The following is a 13969-nucleotide window of genomic DNA, read 5'->3' on the forward strand; positions in this document are numbered from 1 at the left end:
GAATCCAATCGATCCTTACGGGCCCCCGAAGGCCTTGCGGTTTCTGGGGTCAGAGCAGTACGGCGCAGCGCTCCGCGATGGGCTCGACGAACACCGCGTCGCCCTCGCGCACCCCGTCGGCCGGGTGGCAGCGCACCGTCACACGCTGGGCGCAGCCGTCCAGCCTGACCCGGCAGTCGAGCGTCTCGCCGAGGAAGTCGACGCGCTCGACCGTGCCCTTCAGCCCCTTCGAGGCGTTGATCAGGACGTTCTCCGGGCGGAAGCAGGCGGTGACCCGGTCGCCCTTCTTCAGCCCGTCGCAGGTCGCGCGGATGGAACCGGCCGGGGTGCGCAGCGTGCCGTCGCCGTCCACCTCGGCGTCCACCAGGTTCGCCGTGCCGACGAAGTCGGCGACGAAGCGGGTGGCCGGGCGCTCGTAGATCTCCCTGGGCGTGCCGCGCTGCACGATCCTGCCCTGGTCCATGACCGCCACGCGGGTCGACAGCGACAGCGCCTCGGCCTGGTCGTGGGTGACGAACAGGGTGCTGACCCCCAGCTTGCGCTGCAGGTCCCTGATCTCGGCGCGCATCTGGCCGCGCAGCTTGGCGTCCAGGTTCGACAGCGGCTCGTCGAGCAGCAGCAGTTTGGGGCGCCTGATCAGCGCCCTGGCCAGGGCCAGGCGCTGCTGCTGGCCGCCGGACAGCTGGGTGGCTGAACGGCCGGCCAGGTCGGCCAGCCGCACGACGGCCAGGGCCTCCTCCACCAGGTTCTGCACCTCTGACCTGCTCCTGCGCCTGCCGTCCACCCGCAGGGGGAAGGCGGCGTTCTCGAAGACGGTCATGTGCGGCCAGATCGCGTAGCTCTGGAACACCATCCCGATGTCCCTGCGCTCGGTCGGTACGGCTCCGCCTCGGCCGTAGACCTCGGTTCCCGCCAGCTCGATGCGGCCCTCGTCAGGACGTTCCAGCCCGGCCACGCAGCGCAGCGTCGTCGTCTTGCCGCATCCGCTCGGGCCGAGCAGCGAGAGGAACTCGCCCTCGCCGATCTCGACGCTCACCCCGTCCACGGCCCGGTGCGCGCGCCGGTCCACACCGTAGTCCTTGACGAGGTCGATCACCGTAAGGGCCGCTGCGGTCACGTGCACACTCCTCGATTGGATACAAAACGGAGTGTCTTCCGTCACACAGTCGAGGTCAAGCCGTCGCGGTGCCGCACAGTGGAACTCGGTCAGTTCGTGGGGACGGCGCCGCGGATGCAGGCGGGCTCGGACCAGGCGACGGTGGAGGCTTCCGAGATCTGCAGGGCGACGCCTATGACGAAGCAGTAGCCGAGGTCGGGGTTGAGCGCGAGCACTCTGGTGCCTGTGGTGCCTGCTTTGAGCGCGGTGATGCGCTGGGCGTTCTCCTCGAACGGCTCGCGCTGGAGGACGACGGGGTAGCGGGTGGCTGCCGGGGGGAGGGACCACTTGAGGGTCACGGTCGCGCCGTTGTCGGCGACGACCCTGACCTTGCGTGGGGTGAGCGCCTTGACGGCGGCCGGGTCGATGGGCTGGGCGGTCTGGTGCTCCTTGACGGCGGGTTCACCGCTCTTCTGGCTCACGACGACGGCCGGGTCCTGCGTCCTGGACAGATAGACGGCTGTCCCCGTGCCCAGCACGACGAGGAGGCCGACCGCCAGCCCGACGACCAGCTTCACCCGCGAGTTCCCCCGCTTCGCCGACCCCGCCGCCGCCCTCCCCAACCCCGTCGCCCGGGGTACGGCAGGCGGCACGGGGTAGGTGGGCCGCGCCTCAGCTTCTGACCGCTGCACAGCCAGAGGCTCCACACGCGGGTCCACACGCGGCGGCTCCACGCGCCGGGCTTCGACATGCGGCGGCGCCACACGCGGGGGCTCCACGCGCGGGGGAGGCGCTGCCGCCGGTGGCGACATGCCGAACCCCTGGGGCGGGCCCACACCCAAAGGCCCACCTCCAAGAGGCCCACCTCCAAGAGGCCCGCCCCCAGGGGGCCCAGCACTCGGGGGCCCGCCGCTCAAGGGGCCTGAGCTCGCAACGCCCGGTGATGTGGGCGGTGCGTAGGGGGAGGCCGCGGCGGCGTGCTGGCCCGTGGTCGTGACGGAAGGAGGCGGGGTGGTCGGGGTTGGGGGAGCGGCGGGGGGCGGGACGTCGGAGCGGGGGACGGTGGCGGACCCCGGCAGCGGGTCGGCGCCGATGAGGTCCGTCACCGGCAGCCCGTGCTCCCTCTGGACCTCCTGCAACGCGCGCGCGAACGACCGGGCCGTGCCGTACCGCTCGTGCGCCTGCTTCGACATCGCGCGCATGATCACCGCCTCCGCCGAAGCGGGCACGTCCGACCGCCCGATCGGTGGCGGCGAGTTGCTCAGCACCCGGAACATCAGCGGCGCGATCGACGGATCCGTCGGGCTGTGAAAAGCGGGCTGCCCCGCCAGCAGGTGGTAAAGCGTCGACCCCAGCGAGTAGATGTCCGTGGAGACGCTGTGCGGCTGCCCGCTCAACACCTCGGGCGCCGCATGCAGGGGAGTGAACGCCGCAGCGGCAGCCGACACCTCAGAAGAATCCACCACCCGCGCGACCCCGAAGTCCGCGATGGCCGGCTCGCCGTACCGGGAGATGAGGATGTTCTGCGGCTTGATGTCCCCGTGCAGCACCCCCGCCTCGTGCACGGCCGCGAGAGCTCCTGCCAGCTTCACCCCGGCGCGCAGCACGTCGGCCAGCGGCAGCGGTCCCTCGTTGCGCACCCGGTCGCGCAGGGATCCGTTCTCGAAGAACTCCATCGCGATGTACGGCTTGCCGCTGCGGGTGGTGCCGGTGTCGAAGACCGTCACCACGTTCGGGTGCGCGGTGAGCCGCCCGGTGAGCTGCAACTCCCGCTGGAACCTGCGCAGCGTGCGCTGGTCGACCCGGTCCACCGACAGCACCTTGAGCGCGACCACCCGGTCGAGGCGCTCCTGGAAGGCGCGGTAGACGATGGCGAAACCGCCCTGCCCGGCCTGATCGAGCACCCGATAGCCGGGGGCGTCCTCGACTGGCTGCACAGCTATCCCCCCTGTCCCCGACAGGGAGTTTAGTGTGGAATTTCGGGCGCAAGTGGGCATAGGTGCATTTGTGACCTGTCGGGGGGCAGGCCGTTATCGGGGGGATGACGCGATGCTGAAGACGTTCGCCGTGGGGCTGGCCGCTGCCGGGATCCTGCTGGCAGGGTGCAGCGACAGCCAGAAGCAGAACGCCGAGAGCAAGGCCAGCCAGGCGGCCAGCGCGCTGCCGTCCGTCCTCGACAGCGCGGGGGCCAAGGCCTCCGACCTCAAGTCGAAGGGCGCCGACGCCATGGCCTCCGCCTCCGGCATGGCGTCGGAGGCGAAGGACCAGGCCTCGTCCATGGCCTCCGACGCCAAGGACAAGGCGTCGCAGGCGGCAGGGCAGGTCGGCGACGCCGTGGAGAACCTCAAGATCCAGCTGACGGACAATGTGGACCAGGCCAAGGCCGAGCTGCAGCGGCTCAAGGACGCCGGGGTCTACAACACCGACGCGGTGAAGTACTCAGACGACCCGGTGACCGCGCTCAAGCAGCTCAAGGACCGCCTCGACCAGGGGCTGGTCGACCTCCAGGGCCAGCTGACCGAGAAGGGCAAGCAGGTCCTCGGCGGCAACTAGAACGGCGACATGAGGACGGCGCCGCCCGCGACGGCGGCGCCGGCCACCAGCAGGAAGAACACCACGTAGAAGCCGCCCGGCAGGAACGTCAGCCGGGCGAGCTGGTCGGCGTCGGAGTCCGACGCCTGGCGCCTGCGCCGCTTGCGCTGCAGCTCGATGATCGGCCGCACCCCGCCGAACAGCAGGAACCACACCGCCACCTGCGCGGCGACCTGCTGGACCTGGTCCGGGGCGTAGATCGACAGGGCCAGGACGGCGCCGCCGGTCACCAGCAGGATCAGCGCGCCGTACAGGTTGCGGATGAGCAGCAGCATGCAGACCAGGAACAGCAGCACCGACCAGATGAGCAGCGTGACCCGGCCCTCTGCGGTCAGCCACGCGGCGCCGAGGCCGAGCAGGGACGGCGCGACGTAACCGGCCATGGCCGTCAGGACCATGCCGGGACCGTTCGGCCTGCCCCTGGTCAGGGTCACGCCCGAGGTGTCGGAGTGGAGCCTGATGCCCTGCAGCTTGCGCCGGGTGAGCAGCGCGGCCACCGCGTGCCCGCCCTCGTGCGCGATGGTGATCAGCCCTCGGGTGAGCTGCCAGGTGGTGGTGTAGGCGACGATCAGGAACGCGGCGAAAGCCGACACTCCGACGACCCACGGTTCGGGAGTGGGTTGCGCCGCGAACAGGTGGGTCAGCAACTTGCTCATTGCCCAAGACCCTATCCAGGTATGGTCTCGGTTGTGCCTGTAGAACATGATTCTGATGTCCGGGATTGGTGGCAGGGCCTGGGGTTGCCGGGCTTGATCGACCTCCATGTCCACTTCCTGCCGGAACGGATGGAGCGCCGGGTCTGGCACCACTTCAACCACGGCGGCCCGCTCATGGGCAACGGCTGGAAGATCGAGTACGAGTGGCCGGTCGAGCAGCGGGTGGCCAGGCTGCGCGAGATGGGCCTGCGCGCGTTCCCGGCGCTCTCCTACGCGCACAAACCCGGCATGGCCGAGGACCTCAACGCGTGGGCGGCCGACTTCGCGAGCCGTACCCCGGAGTGCCTGAGGTCGGGCACTTTCTACCCCGAGACAGGCGTTGAGGCATACGTCCGGCGGGCCATCGAGGACGGCACGCGGATCTTCAAGATCCACCTCCAGGTAGGCGGGTTCGATCCCAGGCTGCCCGAACTCGACCCCGTCTGGGGGATGCTCGCCGACGCCGGGCTGCCCGTCGTCGTGCACGCCAGCTCGGTGCCCGTGCCCGGCGGCTGCGTCGGGCCCGAGCCCATCGGCGAGGTGCTGCGCAGGCATCCCGCGCTGCGGCTGGTGATCGCGCATCTGGGCATGCCCGAGTACGACCCCTTCTTCGACCTGGCTCTGGCGTACGAGCGGGTGGCCCTGGACACCACGATGACCTTCACCGACTTCAGCGAGCTGGGCATGCCGTTCCCCGCCCGGCTGAAACCCGCGCTGCATGATCTCGGTCTGGCGGGGAAGGTGGTGCTCGGCAGTGACTTCCCGACCATCCCCCATCCCTATGCGCACCAGTTGCACGCACTTGACCGGCTTGAGCTCGGAGACGCCTGGTTGAGGGCCGTATGCTGGGACAACGGCGCAGCCATGGTCTGATAGGACAGTGAACGATCGGCACGTGGCGCTCATCCACGCCTTCTACGAAGCTCTCGGCAGTGGCGACCTCGACGCCATCGCCCGCTGCTACCACCCCGAAGTCAGTTTCGGCGACCCGATCTTCCAGGAGGTCGAGGGGCGGGACAGGGTGATGGCGATGTGGCGCCTGCAGCTGGGCAGAAGGAGCGACCTGCTGGCCGACTTCCGCGACGTGACCGCCGACGACTTCACCGGCTCGGCCCACTGGACCTGCCGCTACACCTTCACCGGCACGGGCAGGGAGGTCGTCAACGAGATCGACGCGCTGTTCAGGTTCGAGGACGACCTGATCGTCCGCCACCACGACGAGTACGACTTCCGCCACTGGTCGAAGATGGCGCTCGGCAAGCCGGCCGGTGTGGTGCTCGGATGGACCCCCATGTTCCGCAAGTCCATTCGCGATGGGGCGCGCAAGGCCCTGGACGAGGTCGAACAGACATGGCCAGGATGAGAATCCTGCGCGGGGCCGCGCCGGAGCTTTCGATGGATCCCAGGGCTGCCGAGGAGCAGCCGTACCGTCCGACGGTGATCGACAACGCGATCTACGTGGACGGCCAGCGCGTGGACAACCCGGGCTCGCTGGCCGACGCGTTCGAGCGGCTCAAGGAGCAGCCGGGCGCGATGGCGTGGATCGGGCTCTACCGGCCCAAGGAGTGGGAGCTGGTCAAGCTCGCCGAGGAGTTCGAGCTGCACGAGCTGGCTCTCGAGGACGCCATCGTCGGCTCGCAGCGCCCGAAGGCGGACCGCTACGGCGCCACCCTGTTCGTCGTGCTGCGCGCGGCGCGCTACCTCGACGACGAGGAGGAGGTGGCCTTCGGCGAGCTGCACGTGTTCGTCGGGCCCAACTTCGTGATCACCGTACGGCACGCGGAGGCTCCCGACCTGCAGGCCGTACGCAAGCGTATGGAGTCTGACCCCGACCTGCTCAGGCAGGGTCCGCAGGCCGTCCTCTACGCCATCCTCGACGCCGTGGTCGACGGCTACGCGCCGGTGATCGCCGGGCTGCAGAAGGACATCGAGGAGATCGAGGCGCAGGTCTTCAGCGGCGACCCCTCGGTGTCGCGGCGCGTCTACGAGCTGTCCGGCGAGGTGATCGAGTTCCAGCGGGCGACCAAGCCGCTGGTGCCGATGATCGACGGCTTCATCGCCGGGGCCGCGAAGTACGGGCTCAACCCCGAGTTGCAGAGCTACCTGCGCGACGTCGCCGACCACGCGATCACCGTGGCCGAGCGCATCGCGTCGTTCAGGCAGATGTTGCAGGACATCCTGCTGGTCAACTCCACCATGGTCACGCAGGCGCTCACCCAGGCCAGCATCACCCAGGGCGAGGAGGTCAAGAAGATCTCCGCCTGGGCGGCCATCCTCTTCGCCCCGACCCTGGTCGGCACGATCTACGGGATGAACTTCGACTTCATGCCCGAGACGCACTGGGTGTTCGGCTACCCGTTCGCCGTCGTGCTGATGGCCGGGGTCTGCCTGATCCTCTACTTCGTCTTCAAGCGCCGCGACTGGTTGTAGCCCGCCAGTCCTCCACGACCTGGACGATCGCCTTGCTGATCTGCCCGAGGAACTCGCTCGCGTCGAGCAGCCTGGCGCCCGCCGGGGTGTCCGGGCCGAGGATCCGCGCGCCCTGGAGGGTGGCGGCCGACACCGTCTCGTTGGCCCGCGCGCTGGCGATCATCGACTGGTACCACATGTCCCCGTCGATCACGTAGCGCTCGCGGCCGCGCCTGCTCGCCCGCTCCCGCCTGACCAGGCCCCGCTCCTCCAGGTAGGCGACGGCCTTGGAGATGGAGGCCGGGCTCACTCCCAGCCGCCCGGCCAGTTCCCCGGCCGTCATGCTGCCGCTGTCGGTGATGTAGATGCTGGTCAGCACCCTGGACACCATGCGCGGCAGGCCGGTGGCGACGAGCACGTTGGTGATCGACTCCTCGAAGGCGCGCACGGCGGCCCCGTCGCGCCCATATCCGGAGTCGTCTCCGGCCGTCGACGCCTGGGCCGCGGCGGGCTTGCCGCGCCGCGCCCGCCCCTCGGTCGCCTTGTGCGCCGCGTCGGCGAGGTAGCCGTCCGGGCCGCCGTTGCGCGAGACCTCCCGGCTGACCGTCGACGTCGGCCGCCCGAGGTCCCTGGCGATCTCCGAGTAGCCGAGGCCACCCGCCAGCCCGGCCGCGATCTGCTCGCGCTCCTCGTGCGTCAGCCTGCCACCCGGCATCGGGACCTCCCTCGTTTGCGTTCGTCCACAGTCTATTGCAACGGGGGTCTTGCATTCACCGTCACAATCATTGCAATCACGCATCTTTTCTGTTGACATAACCATAAACGCAACGTAGCTTTTGCCGTACAGAAACACGTACTATCGCGAAAGGGCGGGACATGTACGCGATCAGGGCCACGGGCCTGCGTAAGTCCTACGGCGACAAGCTGGTGCTCGACGGCATCGACCTGGAGGTCGCCCAGGGGACGATCTTCTCCCTGCTCGGTCCCAACGGCGCGGGCAAGACCACCGCGGTCCAGATCCTGTCCACGCTCATCGCGGCGGACGGCGGCCGCATCGAGGTGGCCGGGCACGACGTGGTCAAGGAGGCGGACGCCGTACGCGCCGCCATCGGCGTCACCGGCCAGTTCGCCGCCGTCGACGGCCTGCTCACCGGCGAGGAGAACCTGCTCCTCATGGCCGACCTGCACCACCTGCCCCGGCCGGAGGGCAGGCGGCGTACGGCGGAGCTGCTCGACCGGTTCGACCTCGTCGAGGCGGCGGGGAAGCCCGCCTCGACCTACTCGGGCGGGATGCGGCGGCGGCTCGACATCGCCATGACGCTGGTCGGGCGGCCGCGCGTCATCTTCCTCGACGAGCCGACCACCGGGCTCGATCCGCGCAGCCGCCACACCATGTGGCAGATCATCAGGCGGCAGGTCGCCGACGGCGTCACGATCCTGCTGACCACCCAATACCTGGAGGAGGCCGACCAGCTCGCCGACCGCCTCGCCGTACTCCACGAGAGCAGGATCGTCGCCCAGGGCACCCCGGAGGAGCTCAAGCGGCTGGTCCCCGGCGGCCACATCAGGCTGCGCTTCAGCGACCCCGGCCGGCTCGACGCGGCGGCCGGGCTCTTCGGGCAGTCGCAGCGCGACGACGACGGCCTCGTGCTGCAGGTGCCCAGTGACGGCAGCTCCAGCTCGCTGCGGGCGCTGCTCGACCGGCTCGACGGGTCCGCCCTGGAGGCGGATGAGATGTCCGTGCACACCCCCGACCTCGACGATGTCTTCTTCGCCCTGACCGGCAAGGACGGTGCCCGATGACCGACTCCATGATCATGCTGCGCCGCAACCTCCGCCACGCGCAGCGGTACCCCGGTATGACGATCTCGGGGATCGCGATGCCGATCCTCATGCTGCTGCTCTTCGTGTTCGTCTTCGGCGGCGCGCTGGGCGGCGGGCTCGGTGCGGAGGACTACATCGACTACGTGACGCCCGGGATCATCCTCATGGCGGCGACGTCGGGCTCCATGGCGACGGCCGTGGGGGTGTGCGTCGACATGACCGAGGGCATCATCAACCGGTTCCGCACGATGGCGATCACCCGGTCGTCGGTGCTGACCGGGCACGTCATCGGTGGCGTGATCCAGACGATGGTGAGCGTCTTACTCGTGATCGGCGTGGCGGTGCTGTGCGGGTTCCGTCCTGCCGCCGGGGTCGCCGGGTGGGCGGGGGCGCTCGGGCTGCTGGCGCTGCTGACGTTCGCGCTCACGTGGGTGGCGGCGGCGTTCGGGCTGGTGTGCAAGACGCCGGAGTCGGCGAGCAACGCGGCGCTGCCGCTGCAGTTCCTGCCTTTCCTCGGCAGCGCGATCGTGACGCCGGAGTCGATGCCGGCGGGGATCCGCTGGTTCGCCGAGTACCAGCCGTTCACCCCGATCATCGAGACGCTGCGCGGCCTGCTCATGGGCACCCCGGTGGGCACGACCGGCCTGGTGGCGGTGGGGTGGTGCCTCGCCCTGGCCCTCGGCGGCTACCTCTGGGCCAGGACGAGATTCAACCGCTAGACGTCACGACCCCCAGGCCTCGAGCTCGTAGATACGGGCTGCGGGGTCTGTGGTCTGGGTGGGTTTGGTGATGTTCAGCCGCACGTACCGGGCGGTGACGGTGGCCGGGTGGGTGGTGGTTCCTGCGGTGTTGCCGGTGACCGTCACCGGGGTGGTCCAGGGGTCGCTGGTCGAGGAGCGCACCTGGATGGTGAAGTCCCGGGTGTTCCACGACGACGTCTCACCGCCCGCCTGCGCGTGCTTCACCACGAACCGGGTGAGCGAGCGCGCCGACCCGAGATCCACCTCCAGCCACTTGGCCGACGTCAGCGTGCACCACTTGTCCGTCGTGCTGCCGTTGACCGCCTTGGGCGCGGTCTCGTTGCCGTTGCACGAGCCCGACGCCGTAGCGGCCTTCCCAAGGGCCAGGTTGCTCTCCGAAGGGCCGCCCGACCACGACACCGTGGTGGTGGCGGCGGGGGAGCGGCCGTACTCGGCCGACACCGCCTCCACCTCCAGCGTCGTGCTCGCCTCCGTGCCCACCCGGTCGAGCTGCTGCACGAACCAGGCGTCGTTCGGCGTCGCTCCCAGGAAGGTGCGGCTGCCGTCCGGGTTGCGCCGGTAGACCTCGTAGTGATGGGCGGGCCCACCGGCCGTCCAGGTCAGCCGCAGGGACTTCTGGGTGGCCGACACGTCCGTGACGCCGGCGACGGTGACGCCCGAGGCCGCGGCAGGGACGTCCACGCTCCCGTCGTAGACCGCGAGCTGCCCGATCCTGGTGTCCAGCGCCCCGGCCGGAGCCTGCAGCCCGATCTGCGCGATCGTCTTGCCCGCGTACGCCGAGAGGTCGACCGTCTTGCGCTCCCACCCGCTGCCGGACGCGGCGCCGAGATCCAGGGAGACGAAGGTCGAAGGAGCGTCCGTGAACGACACCGCAGCCTTCAGCCCGGCAGGAGGCGTCTTCACCACGACGGCCAGCTTGGTGTCCGACGCCACGGGCAACTGCGTCTGGTAGAGGCGCACCGTGTTCACCGCAGACGGCGACCCGGACAGCCGCAACGACGACCCGCCGTCATAGGCGTCGGCGAAGTCGATCGACGGGGTCAGCTTCGTGCCGGTCGAGGAGACCAGCCACCGGTAGGTGGGCGGCACGTCCTGCAGCGACAGGTTGTTCCACCCGCCCGTGCGCACCCGCGCGCCGCCGCTGTTGTAGAAGTCGCCCTGCCCGGTGTTGAACGACGTCAGGAACGGCTTCGCGGTGATCGGCGTGGACTCTGCCACGTAGTTCGCCAGGCCCTTCCACGACGACGAGGTGGTCGTGTTGGACGGGTCGCCGTTGGCGCCCACCCAGTAACGCGAGTCCTTGGCGTAGAAGTCGGCGCGGCTGGTCGACGACTTCCACGTCCACTCGGGCCGGTAGATGCCGAGCGAGGTGACGTGCGGCTGGCCGTTCGGGAAGAGGCCGTTCCACGAGACGCTGCTGTCGTAGCCGTTGGCCTCGGTGTCGATGCCGGTGTACAGGTCGTACTCGCTGCGCCCCATCGACCTGGCCAGCGTCCGCGAGGAGGCCAGGCCGGAGGCCGACCAGCCGAAGTTGAGGAACATCGAGTTCGAGTCGGTGAGGAAGGCGTCGTTGGCCGAGGTCAGCGCGTTCTGCCAGGAGATCGAGCCGGACTCGGTCATGGCGTCGTACCACATCAGCTCGACGCCCTTGGTCCTGCCGTACGCCATCATCTGCCGCATCGAGGTGGCCAGCGCGGTGTCGCCCCCGGCGGTCTCCTGGTTGATGAACCAGCCTTCGAAGCCGTAGTACTTGGCCACCTCGGCCAGCTTGTCGATCACCGGCTGCTTCACGAAGTCGCGCACCCACTGGATCTGCCCGCCGTACGCCGTGGGCGGGAAGAACACGGTGCCGTACACCTTGACGCCGTTGCGGTGGGCGGCGTCGATCACGGTGGAGTTGGGGGCCAGGATCAGCCCCTCGCCCGCCGACCCGCCCCAGAAGACGAGCGTGTCGATGTACTGCCAGTAGCCGAAGGCGTAGTAGTTCGGGTCGAGCGAGCCCTGCGACGGGTTGGCCGACGTCGGGCCGAACGAGACGAGCGAGGCGATGCGCCCCTCACCGGCCCGTGCGTTGGCGTTGGCCTTCAGCGCGGGGTCGGACCTGCGGGGCTGCAGCGGCACCTTCGAGCGGTTGAACCGCGCGTCGGGGTCGGTGCTCGGGCTCCAGTTCAGGATGGTGCTGGGGTACCAGTAGGAGGCGTAGGGCTGGGTGCCGCTGTCGGCGTGTGCGACCTGTCCAGGGGTGAGGAAGGCCACTGCCAACAGCAGGGGTAAGAGGGCACGTTTCATGCATTTCTCCTAGCGAACGGTGTGGATCCCCCGAGCCTTGAGATACTCCGGGTCGCCCGACCTGGAGGCGGTGACGATCGCGACGGGCCCTGCGGCGCGCAGCCGTGCCCACTCGCGGTGGAACGCGCTCCCCGGCGCCACCTCGGCCCGCCGTTCGGGCTGGCGCAGCAGGTCGACGTCGCAGGTCAGCGCGGGTCTTGACGCAGGCGGGGTACGGCGGGCGCCCACGTGGGCGGCTAGCTCCTTGGCGGCGGGCTTGGCCACGTGGTCCACGGTGAACAGCCCCAGGTCGTACTCCCGCTCGGGGAAGTCGGCCAGCGACCGGTCCAGGTCGTGCGAGCACCACCAGGTGACCCCCCACAGCGCCGGGTTCTGCCCGACCGCCTCCAGCAGCCCCCTGGTGAACGGCGCCGCGTCGTCCGCACCGACGTCCGGCCTGGGCGCGCCCACCTCCTGCAGCCACACCTTCCGCGAAGGGTCGGGCGACGTGGCGGCGGCCAGCTCGACCAGGTAGTCGGCGTGCGTGACCGTCGCGCCGCCGAGCGGCCCGTCGATCGCGGACACCCCGTTGAACACCCAGGAGTGCACCAGCGTGAGATCCCCGAGCTCCACGTTGTCGGCCGGGTGGAACGGGTGGTCGGGGGCGTACCAGGTGTCGTCGTAGAGGGAGTGGAGCGCCAGGACGCCCGGCGCCTTCTCCCGCACGACGCCGACCAGCTCCCGCGCCCAATCACGCGAAATTTCGAGAGAAGTCGGATTTGACGGCCACAGGTTGTTGACCTCGTTGCCCAGCGTGATCGCGAAGACGTTCGGCCTGGTGGCCACCGCCTCGCTCAGCGCGGAAACATACGCCGCCAGGCCCTGCCGTACCGCCTCGTCCTCGAACAGGCTGCGCCGATGATGGGTCAGCACCCACGACGGCAGGAAGTCGAAGCTCGACAGGTGCCCCTGCACCAGGTCGACGGCGACGTCCAGGGAGAACTCGGCCGCCACGTCGATGAGCGCCAGCACGTCGTCGATGCCGCGCTGCCTGATCAGCGTCCTGTTGGGCTGGATCCACGGCCAGATCGGAAAAATCCGTACATGGTCGAGGCCCAGCGACGCCAGGTCGGCGAAGTCCCGCCGGGCGTCGTCAGCCGAGAAGTCGAGCCAGCTGTACAGCCAGCCGGACGAGGGCACGTAGTTGGCACCGAACCGCATGCCGGTGACCCTAAACCGCTTTAGTAGTCCTTGCCAAGGCTGTGCTCTCGCGGACCGTCAGCCGCGGCGTCGGCGTCTTGACCGTGCGCGGCTGCTCAGGCTCGGCGATCGTCTCCAGTAACGTGGCCGCGACCTGCTCGCCGAGCGCGAACGTGTCCCGCGACAGCGCCGTGAGCGTCGGGTGCACGATGCGGGCCAGCAACGAGTCGTCGAACGCCACGATGGACAGCTCGCGCGGCACCGCGACGCCCATCTCGTTGGCCACCCCGAGCCCGGCCACCGCCATGACGTCGCTGTCGAACACGATCGCCGTCGGCCGGTCCTTGCGCGACAACAACGCCCTGGTCACGGCCGCGCCCTCGGCGTCGCTGAAGTCGGTGGGCAGCGAGACCAGGTCGCCCAGGCCGAGCCTGCGCGCCGAGTCGCGCAGCGCCCTGATCCGGCGCTGGGTGTGCTGGAAGGCGGGCAATCCCGACACGTGCGCGATCCTCGTGTGCCCGAGCGCGGCCAGGTAGTCGACGATCGACAACATCGCCGCCCGGTCGTCGGCCCACACGCTCGACAGCGACCCGTGCCTGCCGGGCCCGCCCAGCACGACCGACGGGATGCCCAGCTCTTCGAGCACCTCGATGCGCGGATCCCTGACCTGCAGGTCGACCAGGATGAAGCCGTCGACGCGGTGCTCGGAGACCCAGCGGCGGTAGATCTCGATCTCGGTGGCCGTCTCCTCCACGACCAGCATGTGCAGGGCGACGGCCTTCGCCGACAGCCCGGCCTGCAGGCCGGACAGCAGGTGGGCGAAGAACGGCTCCACCCCGATCGTGCGCGCGGGCCTGGCGATGACCATGCCCACGGCCTGCGCCTTCGCCCCCACCAGAGCGCGGGCGGCGCTGTGCGGGCGCCAGTTCATCTCCTCGGCGACCTGCAGGATCAACGCCCTGGTCGCGTCGCTCACACCCGGCCTGCCGTTCAGTGCGAAGGAGACGGCGCCCTTGGACACCCCGGCCCTGCGCGCGATGTCGGCGATCGTGGGTCGCGCCACGTTTCCCCCTTGACACGAGAAGTTTCGTAGGTAGATAGTCCCGACAACTAGAACGGTTTAG

The 13969-nt window shown here is 69.7% G+C and carries 13 protein-coding genes; 6 read left to right on the plus strand and 7 right to left on the minus strand.

Annotated elements, in window-relative coordinates; genetic code table 11:
* Nucleotides 1-49 precede the first annotated feature (49 nt).
* Together ACIBG8_RS33900 and ACIBG8_RS33905 are read right to left on the minus strand one after the other, a co-directional pair.
* Complete coding sequence (locus tag ACIBG8_RS33900; protein ID WP_397347150.1) at nucleotides 50-1117, minus strand: ABC transporter ATP-binding protein; 1068 nt, start codon at nucleotides 1115-1117, stop codon at nucleotides 50-52.
* A gap of 89 nt (nucleotides 1118-1206) precedes the next feature.
* The gene (locus tag ACIBG8_RS33905) at nucleotides 1207-3033 is read right to left on the minus strand and encodes a serine/threonine-protein kinase (RefSeq protein WP_397347151.1); all 1827 of its coding nucleotides are present in this window, start codon (nucleotides 3031-3033) and stop codon (nucleotides 1207-1209) included.
* Between the two features lie 112 nt (nucleotides 3034-3145).
* Here ACIBG8_RS33905 and ACIBG8_RS33910 point away from each other — a divergent pair, with 112 nt between their 5' ends.
* Nucleotides 3146-3649 carry a hypothetical protein gene (locus ACIBG8_RS33910; protein WP_397347152.1) on the plus strand — a complete coding sequence of 168 codons (504 nt, stop codon included), beginning with the start codon at nucleotides 3146-3148 and terminating at the stop codon, nucleotides 3647-3649.
* Here the strand turns inward: ACIBG8_RS33910 and ACIBG8_RS33915 are convergent.
* Nucleotides 3646-4344, minus strand: a complete 699-nt coding sequence (locus ACIBG8_RS33915; RefSeq protein WP_397347153.1) for a M50 family metallopeptidase — start codon at nucleotides 4342-4344, stop codon at nucleotides 3646-3648. The two genes, ACIBG8_RS33910 and ACIBG8_RS33915, sit on opposite strands and share 4 nt — an antisense overlap.
* 93 nt (nucleotides 4345-4437) lie before the next feature.
* On the opposite strand from ACIBG8_RS33915, the gene ACIBG8_RS33920 reads away from it, so the two are divergent.
* Genes ACIBG8_RS33920 through ACIBG8_RS33930 form a run of 3 tightly spaced genes read left to right on the plus strand, consistent with a single transcriptional unit; the run spans nucleotide 4438 to nucleotide 6813 of the window.
* A complete protein-coding gene (locus ACIBG8_RS33920; protein WP_397347154.1) occupies nucleotides 4438-5256 on the plus strand; it encodes an amidohydrolase family protein in 819 nt (272 codons plus the stop codon).
* 7 nt (nucleotides 5257-5263) lie between these two features.
* Nucleotides 5264-5746, plus strand: coding sequence for a nuclear transport factor 2 family protein (locus ACIBG8_RS33925; RefSeq protein WP_397347155.1), 483 nt, complete (start codon nucleotides 5264-5266; stop codon nucleotides 5744-5746).
* A 32-nt stretch (nucleotides 5747-5778) separates the two neighbouring features.
* A complete protein-coding gene (locus ACIBG8_RS33930; protein WP_397347156.1) occupies nucleotides 5779-6813 on the plus strand; it encodes a magnesium and cobalt transport protein CorA in 1035 nt (344 codons plus the stop codon).
* Here ACIBG8_RS33930 and ACIBG8_RS33935 read toward each other — a convergent pair.
* On the minus strand, nucleotides 6791-7507 hold the full coding sequence (locus ACIBG8_RS33935; RefSeq protein WP_397347157.1) for a helix-turn-helix domain-containing protein: 717 nt from the start codon (nucleotides 7505-7507) through the stop codon (nucleotides 6791-6793). The two genes, ACIBG8_RS33930 and ACIBG8_RS33935, sit on opposite strands and share 23 nt — an antisense overlap.
* Before the next feature lie 161 nt (nucleotides 7508-7668).
* Here ACIBG8_RS33935 and ACIBG8_RS33940 point away from each other — a divergent pair, with 161 nt between their 5' ends.
* Both ACIBG8_RS33940 and ACIBG8_RS33945 read left to right on the plus strand, forming a co-directional pair.
* Nucleotides 7669-8595: an ATP-binding cassette domain-containing protein gene (locus ACIBG8_RS33940; RefSeq protein WP_397347158.1), complete on the plus strand. Its 927-nt coding sequence runs from the start codon at nucleotides 7669-7671 to the stop codon at nucleotides 8593-8595.
* Entirely contained in the window at nucleotides 8592-9335 is a 744-nt protein-coding gene (locus tag ACIBG8_RS33945; RefSeq protein WP_397347159.1) for an ABC transporter permease, read from the plus strand. Before ACIBG8_RS33940 ends, ACIBG8_RS33945 begins: the two co-directional genes overlap by 4 nt.
* A gap of 3 nt (nucleotides 9336-9338) precedes the next feature.
* On the opposite strand, the gene ACIBG8_RS33950 is transcribed toward ACIBG8_RS33945, so the two are convergent.
* Genes ACIBG8_RS33950 through ACIBG8_RS33960 form a run of 3 tightly spaced genes read right to left on the minus strand, consistent with a single transcriptional unit; the run spans nucleotide 9339 to nucleotide 13908 of the window.
* On the minus strand, nucleotides 9339-11666 hold the full coding sequence (locus ACIBG8_RS33950; protein ID WP_397347160.1) for a discoidin domain-containing protein: 2328 nt from the start codon (nucleotides 11664-11666) through the stop codon (nucleotides 9339-9341).
* 9 nt (nucleotides 11667-11675) lie between these two features.
* The gene (locus tag ACIBG8_RS33955; protein ID WP_397347161.1) at nucleotides 11676-12866 is read right to left on the minus strand and encodes a glycosyl hydrolase; all 1191 of its coding nucleotides are present in this window, start codon (nucleotides 12864-12866) and stop codon (nucleotides 11676-11678) included.
* Between the two features lie 10 nt (nucleotides 12867-12876).
* Complete coding sequence (locus ACIBG8_RS33960; protein ID WP_397347162.1) at nucleotides 12877-13908, minus strand: LacI family DNA-binding transcriptional regulator; 1032 nt, start codon at nucleotides 13906-13908, stop codon at nucleotides 12877-12879.
* Nucleotides 13909-13969: the final 61 nt, after the last annotated feature.

This window comes from Nonomuraea sp. NPDC050556 (assembly GCF_044457355.1).
Lineage (GTDB): Bacteria > Actinomycetota > Actinomycetes > Streptosporangiales > Streptosporangiaceae > Nonomuraea.

Bases quoted from the DNA above. Each gene is read 5' to 3' on its own strand.
- ACIBG8_RS33910 (WP_397347152.1), top strand. From the start codon at position 3,146: ATGCTGAAGACGTTCGCCGTGGGGCTGGCCGCTGCCGGGATCCTGCTG.
- ACIBG8_RS33955 (WP_397347161.1), bottom strand. From the start codon at position 12,866: ATGCGGTTCGGTGCCAACTACGTGCCCTCGTCCGGCTGGCTGTACAGC.
- ACIBG8_RS33935 (WP_397347157.1), bottom strand. From the start codon at position 7,507: ATGCCGGGTGGCAGGCTGACGCACGAGGAGCGCGAGCAGATCGCGGCC.
- ACIBG8_RS33915 (WP_397347153.1), bottom strand. From the start codon at position 4,344: ATGAGCAAGTTGCTGACCCACCTGTTCGCGGCGCAACCCACTCCCGAA.
- ACIBG8_RS33950 (WP_397347160.1), bottom strand. From the start codon at position 11,666: ATGAAACGTGCCCTCTTACCCCTGCTGTTGGCAGTGGCCTTCCTCACC.
- ACIBG8_RS33930 (WP_397347156.1), top strand. From the start codon at position 5,779: ATGGATCCCAGGGCTGCCGAGGAGCAGCCGTACCGTCCGACGGTGATC.
- ACIBG8_RS33940 (WP_397347158.1), top strand. From the start codon at position 7,669: ATGTACGCGATCAGGGCCACGGGCCTGCGTAAGTCCTACGGCGACAAG.
- ACIBG8_RS33945 (WP_397347159.1), top strand. From the start codon at position 8,592: ATGACCGACTCCATGATCATGCTGCGCCGCAACCTCCGCCACGCGCAG.